Genomic DNA, 10,998 nt, shown 5'->3' on the forward strand with positions numbered 1-10,998 from the left:
CTCGTGGTCCTGATTCCCTTCAGCGAAGCGGGAGGGAATCAGGACCACGAGAGACAAGAGCCCTGCGCCGAAGGCGCAGCTCAGGGGGCATGGGTGGGAGCGACTGCCCGCACTAAACTCCGGAATTTCTTCTTCGGGCACACTTCGGGCAAGGTACGGGCACTCTTCGGGCAGAATGCGGGCGGATCTCAGCCCTGCTGCGACGTGGAACGGCCGCCGAACCGATCTCCAGTGGATCTGGTCGGCGGCCGTGTAGATCGACTAAGCGACAAGACCAAGAAGGTTCGCGGCCTCAAGGTTGAACTCCTGCACCTGCTGAACGGAGGTGTAGGGCTTCAGTTGTCGCTGAAGGTCGGTTACCGCCTCAAGGCAGCGGGAAGAATTTACGGTGGATGTCAGACGGACTACCACCCGGGCGCGATCGGCCGCCGCTTCGATCTCGTTGTTCTGGATATGGGCCGCCGCTACAGCTGCCTGGCTCAGGCCGCCGCGGCGTGCTCGGCGCTGTTCCCTGCACTCGTTGATCGAAAGCGTGGCAAAGCGGTTGATCTCGCTGGGCTGTTTCAAGTCTCGGAAGATCTGAGCGGCTTCGCCGTAGAAGTACGCGCGGTCGATGAACCGTGCCCACTCCGGCTCGGCGTCGTGGTCGACCAGCTCGAAGATTCGCTCGGCCCGCGTGATCGACTTGGTTGCCGCCGTGGCCTCGCCGAGTTTCGCCAAGGCCCGGGCCTCAAGAATGCTCAGGTCGGCGTAGCAGGCGGGCGAGTTCTCGGGGGCGATGCCGTGAAGTCCTGCGCGGGCGAGTGCAACGGCTTCGTAGGAGTGCCCGAGTAGATTTGCCTGGTCTGCCATTCCGGCGAGAACATGCGCACCAAGGATCGGGTTCTCAGCCGCCTGAGAGAGCCTCAGCGCCTGGATCAGATACCTCTGCGCGAGACCGTGCTCGCCATCGTCATAGGCCATCCACCCGATTAGGTAAGCCTGTTCAGCTGCGGCGTCGTACAGGGCTTTCTGGACGTCGGGTTCGTGCTCGCGCCGGATCAACGGAATCACGGTCGTGTTCATGTAGCTGATCAGCGCCGTGCGCGCATGGCCTCCGCCCCGCATGACATCCATCTCCTGGAAGAGGCTGAACATGTTGCGGATGCCGGCGACCTGGTGCATGCCGATCGCGCGAGGCCCGCGATCGGAACTGACCTCTTCGAACATTGCCAGCAACCAGTCGCGGCTCGGGGCGGCGAGGGCCGCCAGGATGAAAGGGGCGCTGAACTGCCCGCTTGTGTAAGCCGCGCCGAGATCTCGGATCGTCTCCAGCGAGGATTCCGGGTCATGAGGGTACTGAAGGCCGCGTGATGCCAATGACTCGAATCCTTCCATCCCAATGTCGGCCGGACGGATGCGCCGGCCATTGAGTCGCTCGGAGAGCACTCGACAGATCAGCGTAGGCGTTATGCCCCGCGGTTTCTGCCCCAAGTTCACCCACCGATGAACGGCGGTGTAGTCATACCGCAGGGCCTTTCCCTCGTCGGCCCCCAGGTCGTTGATACGCTTCGCAAGCCCTGCCCAGGAGATTCCTGCTTCGGTGATCAGATCGGCCAGAGCGGTGTTCCGTTCGGTCACGAGATCCACCTCTTTCACGCGAAACCAGATCCTCGGCTGATGATACGCCCGAGTACCGGGCAAACACTGAGGATGATCGATCGCATTGGATCGTGCTGTCTCACATGGGGTTTCACATGGTGTGGCGACGGCGGTGGCTGCGTTTTCCTCAATGTATGACGTGGATGCCGATTGTGCAGGTTGGGGCGGTGAGCCTAGCTGCCCTTCCTGCCCCGCCGTGCGTCCGAGCCATTGAGGAGTTCAAAGAGCTTGGTGACCTGGGCTTCCAGGTGCGTGACTCGTGCCTCAAGATCGGCCTTGCGGGCGATCTCGGCCGTTCGCACGAAAGTGCCTACGCCCTGGTGCGATTCAACAAGGCCGATGTCTCGAAGTACGTCCAGAGCCTTGTCCACTGTATTGAGGGCGACCTCGTAGGTCGTCATGAGCTCTGCCTTTGTAGGCAGCTGGCTACCCACCGGATAGACACCAGAAACGATCTTGTCCCGAAGGTCATTTGCAATCGCCTGGTACTTCGGCGTGCTGGCGTGCTCGCTCATGCGCCAATGATAGGGGGTGAATCAGAGTCACCTGATTGGCCATTCGCATACATAACTGATTGACCTATGCTTAACTAGTTGATGACGCTGGAAGGCGTTGCAACACAGAAAACTCCCCGGCAGTTGGAGCTACCGGGGAGTCGATTCCGAAGCGGTTGCCGCCGCTTCGTCTTGCCTCAGATTGTTAGGAGTCCCTGAAGCATGTCCAGTCTAGTTCCCAACAGGCATGACCTCGAAGCCCTGGCCTCGTTCGGCCCGGACCACGGCGTTCCGGCCGCCGCCGCTGAGCGGCTGCTGAAGTTCCTGATCACCGATGGGTGGATCACCCCCGCCGCCCAAGCACCGGAGTCGTGGATGTCCGCGACGCCGGAGTTCTGGCGGTTGCCCTCCGACCACAACGAGGGGGCGGCCCGATGACGGAGAACAAGCGCCTGACGGCGGTGATGGCCGAGCTGGGTATCACCGATAACGGGTTGGCACACCGGATGTTCCAGGTCAGCAAGCGCGACGGCGGCCCGGTGGTGTCGCTGAAGCAGGCCAATATCAAGCGCTACCGGCTGGGGGAGAACGTCCCGAAGCCGCGCACGGTCACGGTGATGGCGGAGGCGCTCAGCATCAAGGCGGGCTACCGGATCACGGCCGCGCAGATCGGCTACGCCGAACCGCCTGGCACGCAGATCAATCCGTGGCGGCGGTTCGCCGAACAGTGCGCCGCGCAGCGGTATGCGGAGTTCCTCGCCTCCTGCGGGTTCGGCTCCCTCGACCACAACGGGAAGGTGGTCGCCTGATGCCTCGCATCTGCAAGTCCGGAACAGTGCTCAAAGCCCTTGTCCGGCAGCGTGATTGGACACAAGACCGGTTCGGCCTGGAATACGACCGGGCCGCCGCGCGGGTGGACTCCGGCATGGTCGGTTACGCCCCGAACATCCGCACCGTACGCCGCTGGCTCGCGGGCCAGGTTCGCCCGCACATCGACCACCGCCACGTGCTCGAAGCGATGTTCCCCGGCTACACCATTGATGAGCTACTGGCCCCGTTCGACCTGTCCACGGGCGCACCGATTCCGGCGCCGCGCACCCTGGCGGGGCAGCCCGCGGTGACGGCCGCCGGCACCCGCACGGTGTGGCAGTGCCCGCCCCGGCTCAGTTTCGGCGGGGTGTGCATCTGGTGTGACCGCCACGGCTGCACCGATATCCAGTGTGTCTGGCTGCACGAGTCCACGGAATGGAAGGTGTGCTCGGACTGCGGCGGCGCGCCGTGGACCACACCGGAGGGTAGCTGCGGCTGCCTGTACGGGCTGGTCGAGTCCACGGTGTACGCGGTGGCCGATCGGGAGGCGGTGTGATGAGCACCGCGCAGCGTACCCGCAGGCTGGGGCCGGATACCGAGTTGAAAGCGCAGTTGCGGCAGCGGCATTGGCAGACCCATCGGGTGTTCCTGCGCGAGTACGACAAGGCCGCCGCCCGCATCGATGAGAAGTTGGTCGGCACCGGCCCACTCAAGGCGCAGTTCTACCGGTGGCTGGCCGGTGACATCAAAACCCTTCCGTTCCCCGACCACTGCCGGGTCCTGGAAGCGATGCTGCCCGGCCACACCGCCGCCGAACTCTTCACCGCCGTGCCGCGCCCGGCAGGTGAGTCACATGGCTCACCTGCCGGGCGGGTTGCTCCTGTGGTGTCGCCGCCGACAGGTGTCCCAATTGGAACACGTGCACCGGTGGTGCAGTCCGAACCATCCGCGCCGGTGGCAGCTGGACAGAATTGTCCACCTGCGGCGGTGCGGCAGCTGATGAGCTGGGTCGAAGTCGGCTCCCGTCGCGGGGTGGCCTGATGAGTCACGAAGGCAAGGGCCGCTACGCGGGCTTGGAGGGCGAGGACCGGGACAAGATGATTCGCGGTCTGCGGGATCTGGGGGAGGGCTACCGGCAGATCGCCGATCGGCTCGGCCTGACCGCCCGCCAGGTCGAAATCGTCCTCGGGGAGGTCGCGCGGCTGCACACCGCCGGCCACTCCGATGGCGAGATCGGCCGCCGAGTCGGCCTGCCCCGCTCGACCGTCCAGCGCCTGCGCGGCGGTGCGTCGGTGTCGAACACCCGCAAGTCCACGGCGCTGACCGCATTGTCGGAGCAGGGCGGGATGCAGCTCGACGTGCTGGGCTGGTTCCTGGGCATGGACAAGTCCCACACCTACGTGCTGGTCAAGCAGCTGCGCGACGACCATCTCGTGCGCAAGCTCGAACAGATCCAGCCCGGCGAAAAGTGGGTGATCACCAACAAGGGAACCGCCTCGCGGTTCCTGGGCTGGTCGGTCAAGGAATGGCGGACCTCGCTCAAGCAAGCCGCTCACCACCGCGCGGTGGCCCAGGCCCGGATCATGCTCGTCGGCGACGACCTCGAAGCCTGGATCTCCGAACGGGCCCTACAGCATCGCGCTGAACTCGCCGCGAACGAAACCCACTCCCGCAAGAAGGAATTCAGCACCGGCCGCGCCCCGCGCGAGGGACTCCCGCACATTCATGACGGCCGGTTCCTCGGCCAGGTGCAGGGCCTCTACGGCTGGTGGGCGCTGGAAGTCGAACTGTCCCGCAAGGCCGACGACGCCCTGGACACCGCGCTGCGGGGTGCGATCCGCGCGGCCCGCGACGCCACCCCGGAGAAAGTCGTCGGCCTGCTCTACCTGTGCCGCACCGCCGGAGTCATGGACGGCGTGAACGCGGCCGCCGAACGGCTCCCACCCGAAGTCAAGGCCATCGACATCGGATTCGCCGTCCGCGACTTCGACGACATCTGGCACGACTTCCTCACCCGACGCGCGGCGAAACCGCGGCGCCGCAACCCTATTCACGCTTCCAAGGACCAATCATGATCACTACCAAACTCACTGCCAATGCGGTCCGTGCCCTGGTCGGTCTGACCGAGATGCGCGGCATGCAACTCGACGTGCTCGCCGAATTCCTCGGCGTGCGCCGCTCGGAGGTCTACCGCCTGATTCACCGGCTCCTCGACGCCCAGGCACTGCACCCGTTGATGGAGGTGCAGGCGGGCGCGAAATGGGCGGTACCCACCCGCACCACCGCCGCCTGGGTATTGGGCTGGCGGCCCGGGGATTGGCGGCCCTCCCCGATGTGGGCCAGCCATTGCCGAGCGGTCGCTCAAACCCGTGTCGCGCTCGGCGCGCAGGCGACAGAACGATGGACCTCCGACCGGATCATGCGACACCAGACACCCGGACCGGGCCTGTACCCCTACGACGGCCGGCTGATCCGCCCGGACTGGAAGTCTGTCGCGGTCAAGGTCGATACCAGCCGGTACCTGACCGCCGAACAGCTCGCGCACCGCCTGCGCACCACCGTGCGACAAGCGCACCACGACCAGTGCGCGGGCGTGATGTACGTCTGCGACGGCTACCTCCGACCCGACACTGTTGTCGCCGTCGCGCGACAGGCCCTCGCGTACGGGCCTGACCTGGACTTCCGCGTGACCGACCTGGCCACCCTGCGCACCGAACAGTCGGAGCGGAACCATGCCGGCGACACCCGTGTCGCGTCACTGCGACACCACGCGACAGGTGGCGAGCACTGATGCGACACCACCCGACAGCAGCTGTCGCGCATCCGACAGCTCCTGTCGCACCACGCGACACCCAACGCACCGGACCCGACAGCCGGTGCGCACCACCCGACAGCGTGCGCACCGCACCCGACACCCGACACGACAGCCACCTGACACCCACTCCCAGAGGACATCTCATGAACGACGACCGCTACCTCCAGGCAAAAGACTGCGAACGGATCACCGGAATCCCCGAGGCCACATGGCGCTACTGGGCGCACATTGGCTCTGGTCCGGCGAGCTTCAAGCTCGGTCACCGTCGCGTCTGGCGTGAGAGTGTCCTCATGGCCTGGATCGCCGAGCAGGAAGCGACCACCACGCGCGGCGGGGCGGCCTGACCAATGGCTGCTCAGCGAAACCGACGCGCGGGTGTCGAAGACCGCTGGTACAAGACGGTCACCACGAAGCATGAGGACGGGACCATCACCCGTGAACGGGTGAAGTCGGCGAACTATGGCTGCGCGAAACGCTGGCGCGCTCGCTACGTCGATGACGACGGTCAGGAACACGTGCAGTCCTTCGTCCGCAAGGTCGATGCGCAATCCTGGCTCGACGAGGTGACCAGCTCCCTTGTGACCGGAACTCATGTCGCACCTTCGGCCGGCCGTGAGCTGATCGCCAAGCTCGGGCCGCGCTGGCTCAAGGCGCAGGCACACCTGAAGGAGACGACCGGCTCCACACGGCGGTACACCTGGCGCGCGCATGTCAAGCCGCGCTGGGGTGCTACGGCGGTACGGGATGTGCGTACTCCGAACGTCCGGACCTGGGTCGCGGATATGGTGGCTGACGGAGTTGGGGTGCCCACCATCGAGAACGCGGTGGGCATTCTGCGAGGGATCTGTGAGACCGCGGTGGAGGAACGCCAGATTCCGCGAAATCCATGCACCAGGGTGAAGTTGCCCAAGCGTCGGCAACAGCGGCGCGGCTACCTCACTCATCGGCAAGTTGCGCAGCTGGCTCGCGAGGTAACCGAGAACGCCACTGCGATACGGTTTCTCGCTTACACCGGGTTGCGATGGGGCGAAATGGCGGCGCTGCGGGTGTACTCATTCGACATGCTCCGCCGCCGCGTCAACATCGTGGATGCCGTCGCCGAAGTAGAAGGGCGATTGGTGTGGTCGAACACCAAGACGTACCAGCGCCGTTCGGTGCCATTCCCGAAATCCTTGGCGGATGAGCTATCGGCTCTGATGCGTGGCAAGGAACGCGATGCCCTGGTGTTTACCTCGACCGAGGGCGGAGTGCTGCGGGCGTCTACCTACCGCCCACGTGTATTCGCTCCTGCGGTCACTCGGGCGATCAAAGCGGCCCGCAAGGCGCGTGCCCTGGAGATCGAAGCTATCGGGGAGGCAAAAACTCCGGAGTTCCCGAAGATCACTCCTCGCGATCTTCGCCACACGGCCGCATCGCTGGCGATCAGCGCAGGCGCGAATCCGAAAGCTGTTCAGATCATGCTGGGGCATAAGTCGGCAGCCATGACCCTCGACACCTACGCCGACCTGTTCCCGGACGACCTTGAGGCCGTCGCGGAAGCCCTCGACCGGGCGGCGCGGGCAGCAAACAAGAAGGCTGCGGACGGACTGCGGACGGGCACCAATAACCAAGATTCCGAATAGCCTGGGAAACGAGGAAGGCCCTGACCATAGATAATGGTCAGGGCCTTCTACTGTGTCTCAACCAACACGTCGGGGTGACAGGATTTGAACCTGCGACCTCTTCGTCCCGAACGAAGCGCGCTACCAAGCTGCGCCACACCCCGTGAAGCGAACCTGGAGTAGCTTAGCGCATGGCTGGTCCGGACGTTAAATCTGCTGGTCAAGTGGCTAAATCAGGCGGAATGTGGCTAGTAGGGTGCGGGCGAAATCGCGGGTTACGGCGCGGTCTATGCCGGTGTCGGCGGCGATGGTGAGGACCAGGGCGCCGGATTCGCCGCCGAGGGCGAAGGTGTAGATGGTGAAGGTGGAGGCGCAGGAGGGGGCGGGTGGGGTGAAGGCGCCGCTGGTTTCGGCGTAGACGCCGTGCAGGTCGTGGTCGCTGGAGTCGAAGGGTTCGGGGGTGGAGGCGTTCACGGCGGTGGGGGTCCAGCCCAGGCGGGCCATGCGGGCGCCCACGTCCAGGGCGGCGGCGGAGGGGTCGGCTTGGTCGGCGGTGGTGAGGAACATGCTGCTGCGGACGTAGTCGGGGCAGTAGTTGACGCCCTCCTGGGCCAGGCCGGCCACTTGGACCGTGTCTGCGCCGGAACCGAATTCGGTGATCGACTGGTCTATCTGCCAGTCGGCGGGGACATCCCAGGCGGCGGTGACGCCCGAGGGAACCACCACCTGGTAGCCGGGAATGATCGGCGCCGGGGTGGTCGGGCCGGAGCTGGTGGTCGTCGTGGGCGGCCGCGTGGTGGTGGTCGATGCGGGAGTGGTGGACGGGGGTTGCGTGGTGATGTCCGGATCGCGGGTCACCAGGACGACGGCCACGACCGTCACCAGGGCGATCACGAGCGCGGCAATGCCGAAGTAGAGCCATATCCGGCCCCTGCCCGGTCCGGGCGTGGGCGGGTAGCCAAACGGCGGCGGGGTGGGCTGGTACGGATTCTGGCCCGTCGCATACGGATTCGGGCCCACGCGTGGGTCAGGGCCGGAGACATAGGGATTCGACCCGGGCACATTGGGATTCGGGGCCGACACATAGGGATTCGGGCCGGAGAAGAACGGATTCCGCCCGGAGGGTTGGGGATTCGGTCCAGGCGATTGGGGATTCGGCCCGGATGATCGGGGATTCGGAGCCGGGCGGGGATTCGGCGGGCGCGGTGACTGCCAGGGTGAACCTTTGCCGGGCGCACCCTGCCACCAGTTCTCGGTCGGATCGCGCCCTTCCGGATCGTTGTTCCGGTCGTCGAATCCGTTGGTCATCGTCGGACCCCCTGTCTGACGAATCGTGCCGCCCCGCCGGGCGCCCGCCTACTCGTACGGGCGGATGGTGGCGAGGATCTTCTTCGCTAACGTCTTGTCCACGGCCTGATCCACCCCGGTGTCCGCGGCGATCGTGAAGACGAAAGCCCCGCTGTCGCCGGGGAATGCGAAGGTGTAGATGGAGTAGGTGGAGGCGCATCCGGTCGACGGCGCGGGCGCATTGCCGGTGATCTCCATGAAGATCCCCTCCAACTGCCCGTCCGAGGACTTGAACGGCTCGGCCATGCCGGGCGTCGTATCGGTCGAGGTCGACCAGCCGATGCGGCCCAGGCGCACACCGATGTCCGTCGCCGCCTTGGTCGGATCGGTCTCGGTGGACTGGCTCAGAAAGACATTGGTGCGCACATAGTTCGGGCAGTAGCCGATACCGTCCTGGGCGAGACCGGCGATCGGAATGGAATCGCCGCCGGAGCCGAAGGTGCTCTGACCGGTGCGGTCGACCTTCCACTCCTTCGGAATGTCATAGGCCGCACCATTGTCCGGAATCGTGACGACCTGATAGCCGGGCACCACCGCGGCCGGGCCGGTGGTCTTGGGCGTGGTGGTCGACTTGGTCGTCGGCGCCGTGGAACTCCCGGTGGGGGTGAGCGCGCTGATCAGCGAGGGCGTCGTATTCGACTGCGCCGACTGCTCACTCGAATCCCGGTTCACCAGCGCGACCGTCACCGCGCCGATAATGGCCAGCACCAGCACGCCGATACCGGCGAACAACCAGACCTTGCCGCTCCCGCCACCCGGCGGCTGCTGCGGCGGATACGGCTGCTGCGGATAACCGGGCTGCCCGTACTGCGGCTGCACCGGATACGGCTGTGACCCCGCCTGGTAAGGCTGTGATCCCGATTGATAAGGCTGCTGCCCCGACGGAAAAGGTTGCGGCCCCGACTGATACGGCGACTGCCCCGGATACGGCTGCGGCCCGGTATAGGGCTGACCCGGCTGACTCTGATACGGATCCTGCGGATACTGCCCGCCCGTGATCGGCGTGGTGGGCTGCGGCGGCGTGTAACCCCCCACCCAGGTCGGATCGGACTGCTGCCCACCGTAATTGGGATCCTGCGCCGGAGCGCCCTGCTGCCACCAGTCCGGATCCGGGCCGCGCTGCCCCGGATCGTCTTTATCGTTACCACTGGTCACGGTTGTCCCCTGACTGACGACTACATACCGCGTTGTATATCGCGGCAAACGCTCAACGCGCGACAGTCTCCGACACGGTTCGTCCGCGACCGGACTCCGACACCGGCTTCTTGGGCGGTGCGCCCACCAGAGTCAGCAGCGTCGCCTCCGGACGGCAGCAGAAGCGGTACGGCGCCCACGGCGAAGTGCCGACGCCGGCCGAGACATGCAGCCGGGTGTGCGCGCCCCACTGCGACGCGCCCTTGACCCGCGCCCGGTCGATCCCGCAATTGGTGACCAGCGCGCCGTAGAACGGCAGGCACAGCTGCCCGCCGTGCGTGTGCCCGGCCATGACCAGGTCGTAGCCGTCCTCGGCGAAACGATCCAGCACCCGCGGCTCCGGCGAATGGGTGAGCCCGATGCTCAAGTCCGCCAGCGGGTTCGGCGCGCCCGCGACGGTGTCGTAGCGGTCCCGCCGCAGATGCGGGTCGTCCACGCCCGCGGTCGAGATCCGCACCCCGGAGACCTCGATATCGCGGCGCACATGGGTGAGATCCAGCCAGCCCCGCTCGGTGAACGCGGCCCGCAGATCCTGCCACGGCAGCGGGTCACCGAAAACGCGCTTGTGATCCTTCTTGAAGTACTTCAGCGGATTCTTCGGCACCGGCGCGAAATAGTCATTGGAGCCGAAGACGAAAACGCCCGGCCGCGCCAGCAGCCCGCCCATCGACTGCACCACCGAAGGCACCGCCTTCATATGCGACAGATTGTCGCCGGTATTCACCACCAGATCCGGTTCGAGCCGATCCAGCTCCCGCAACCAGGCCTGCTTCAACTGCTGACCGGGCATCATGTGCAGGTCGGAGATGTGCAACACCCGTAGCGAAGGTTTACCCGGTTCCAGCACCGGTAGCGTCGCCTCGCGCAGCGTGAACGCATTGCGCTCGATCAGCGAGGCGTAACCGATTCCGGCGACCGCGGCCCCGGCGGCTCCCAGTGCGGCACGGCTGAGGGCGGAGGTCGAGATAACGGGCATTTGCCCAGAATAGGCGACCGGCGGCGGAAACACCGCTTTAAATGAGGTGGGCCACCCCTATCTCTCTCGGGGGGCTCTCTCGGGGGGGGGGGGCCCCCCCCCCCCCCGGGCTTAACGTGT

Annotated in this window: 13 protein-coding genes and 1 tRNA gene; 8 read left to right on the forward strand and 6 right to left on the reverse strand. The window is 65.8% G+C overall.

The window, feature by feature from the left end; genetic code table 11:
• Positions 1–261: 261 nt before the first annotated feature.
• Positions 262–1,638 (reverse strand): hypothetical protein, encoded by a 1,377-nt coding sequence (locus ACFVIV_RS38990; RefSeq protein WP_379205339.1) that lies wholly within the window; start codon positions 1,636–1,638, stop codon positions 262–264.
• Positions 1,639–1,814: 176 nt separating this feature from the next.
• Complete coding sequence (locus tag ACFVIV_RS38995) at positions 1,815–2,156, reverse strand: GntR family transcriptional regulator (RefSeq protein WP_379205341.1); 342 nt, start codon at positions 2,154–2,156, stop codon at positions 1,815–1,817.
• A gap of 201 nt (positions 2,157–2,357) precedes the next feature.
• Between ACFVIV_RS38995 and ACFVIV_RS39000 the strand changes: the two genes are divergently transcribed.
• From ACFVIV_RS39000 to ACFVIV_RS39035, 8 genes are all read left to right on the forward strand, one after another.
• Positions 2,358–2,573, forward strand: a complete 216-nt coding sequence (locus ACFVIV_RS39000) for a hypothetical protein (protein ID WP_379205343.1) — start codon at positions 2,358–2,360, stop codon at positions 2,571–2,573.
• On the forward strand, positions 2,570–2,944 hold the full coding sequence (locus ACFVIV_RS39005; protein ID WP_379205345.1) for a hypothetical protein: 375 nt from the start codon (positions 2,570–2,572) through the stop codon (positions 2,942–2,944). Before ACFVIV_RS39000 ends, ACFVIV_RS39005 begins: the two co-directional genes overlap by 4 nt.
• On the forward strand, positions 2,944–3,501 hold the full coding sequence (locus ACFVIV_RS39010) for a hypothetical protein (RefSeq protein WP_379205347.1): 558 nt from the start codon (positions 2,944–2,946) through the stop codon (positions 3,499–3,501). The genes ACFVIV_RS39005 and ACFVIV_RS39010 overlap by 1 nt, the downstream gene beginning before the upstream one ends.
• Positions 3,501–3,986: a hypothetical protein gene (locus ACFVIV_RS39015; protein ID WP_379205349.1), complete on the forward strand. Its 486-nt coding sequence runs from the start codon at positions 3,501–3,503 to the stop codon at positions 3,984–3,986. The genes ACFVIV_RS39010 and ACFVIV_RS39015 overlap by 1 nt, the downstream gene beginning before the upstream one ends.
• Positions 3,986–5,020 carry a hypothetical protein gene (locus ACFVIV_RS39020; protein ID WP_379205351.1) on the forward strand — a complete coding sequence of 345 codons (1,035 nt, stop codon included), beginning with the start codon at positions 3,986–3,988 and terminating at the stop codon, positions 5,018–5,020. The genes ACFVIV_RS39015 and ACFVIV_RS39020 overlap by 1 nt, the downstream gene beginning before the upstream one ends.
• Positions 5,017–5,736, forward strand: coding sequence for a hypothetical protein (locus ACFVIV_RS39025; protein ID WP_379205352.1), 720 nt, complete (start codon positions 5,017–5,019; stop codon positions 5,734–5,736). Before ACFVIV_RS39020 ends, ACFVIV_RS39025 begins: the two co-directional genes overlap by 4 nt.
• Before the next feature lie 167 nt (positions 5,737–5,903).
• Entirely contained in the window at positions 5,904–6,104 is a 201-nt protein-coding gene (locus ACFVIV_RS39030; protein ID WP_379205354.1) for a helix-turn-helix transcriptional regulator, read from the forward strand.
• Between the two features lie 3 nt (positions 6,105–6,107).
• On the forward strand, positions 6,108–7,382 hold the full coding sequence (locus tag ACFVIV_RS39035; RefSeq protein ID WP_379205356.1) for a tyrosine-type recombinase/integrase: 1,275 nt from the start codon (positions 6,108–6,110) through the stop codon (positions 7,380–7,382).
• A 69-nt stretch (positions 7,383–7,451) separates the two neighbouring features.
• On the opposite strand, the gene ACFVIV_RS39040 is transcribed toward ACFVIV_RS39035, so the two are convergent.
• The 4 genes from ACFVIV_RS39040 to ACFVIV_RS39055 form a co-directional block, all read right to left on the reverse strand.
• Positions 7,452–7,525: transfer RNA gene (locus ACFVIV_RS39040), tRNA-Pro, on the reverse strand.
• Between the two features lie 64 nt (positions 7,526–7,589).
• Positions 7,590–8,669 carry a hypothetical protein gene (locus tag ACFVIV_RS39045; protein ID WP_379205358.1) on the reverse strand — a complete coding sequence of 360 codons (1,080 nt, stop codon included), beginning with the start codon at positions 8,667–8,669 and terminating at the stop codon, positions 7,590–7,592.
• 48 nt (positions 8,670–8,717) lie between these two features.
• On the reverse strand, positions 8,718–9,863 hold the full coding sequence (locus tag ACFVIV_RS39050; RefSeq protein WP_379205359.1) for a hypothetical protein: 1,146 nt from the start codon (positions 9,861–9,863) through the stop codon (positions 8,718–8,720).
• A gap of 52 nt (positions 9,864–9,915) precedes the next feature.
• A complete protein-coding gene (locus ACFVIV_RS39055; protein WP_379205361.1) occupies positions 9,916–10,878 on the reverse strand; it encodes a metallophosphoesterase in 963 nt (320 codons plus the stop codon).
• Between the last annotated feature and the right edge of the window lie 120 nt (positions 10,879–10,998).

Source organism: Nocardia sp. NPDC127526 (assembly GCF_042672265.1).
GTDB lineage: Bacteria > Actinomycetota > Actinomycetes > Mycobacteriales > Mycobacteriaceae > Nocardia.

Coding starts and splice junctions, on each gene's coding strand:
- ACFVIV_RS39015 (WP_379205349.1), top strand. CDS start 3,501: ATGAGCACCGCGCAGCGTACCCGCAGGCTGGGGCCGGATACCGAGTTG.
- ACFVIV_RS39025 (WP_379205352.1), top strand. CDS start 5,017: ATGATCACTACCAAACTCACTGCCAATGCGGTCCGTGCCCTGGTCGGT.
- ACFVIV_RS38995 (WP_379205341.1), bottom strand. CDS start 2,156: ATGAGCGAGCACGCCAGCACGCCGAAGTACCAGGCGATTGCAAATGAC.
- ACFVIV_RS39005 (WP_379205345.1), top strand. CDS start 2,570: ATGACGGAGAACAAGCGCCTGACGGCGGTGATGGCCGAGCTGGGTATC.
- ACFVIV_RS39020 (WP_379205351.1), top strand. CDS start 3,986: ATGAGTCACGAAGGCAAGGGCCGCTACGCGGGCTTGGAGGGCGAGGAC.
- ACFVIV_RS39035 (WP_379205356.1), top strand. CDS start 6,108: ATGGCTGCTCAGCGAAACCGACGCGCGGGTGTCGAAGACCGCTGGTAC.
- ACFVIV_RS39055 (WP_379205361.1), bottom strand. CDS start 10,878: ATGCCCGTTATCTCGACCTCCGCCCTCAGCCGTGCCGCACTGGGAGCC.
- ACFVIV_RS39030 (WP_379205354.1), top strand. CDS start 5,904: ATGAACGACGACCGCTACCTCCAGGCAAAAGACTGCGAACGGATCACC.
- ACFVIV_RS39000 (WP_379205343.1), top strand. CDS start 2,358: ATGTCCAGTCTAGTTCCCAACAGGCATGACCTCGAAGCCCTGGCCTCG.
- ACFVIV_RS39010 (WP_379205347.1), top strand. CDS start 2,944: ATGCCTCGCATCTGCAAGTCCGGAACAGTGCTCAAAGCCCTTGTCCGG.
- ACFVIV_RS39045 (WP_379205358.1), bottom strand. CDS start 8,669: ATGACCAACGGATTCGACGACCGGAACAACGATCCGGAAGGGCGCGAT.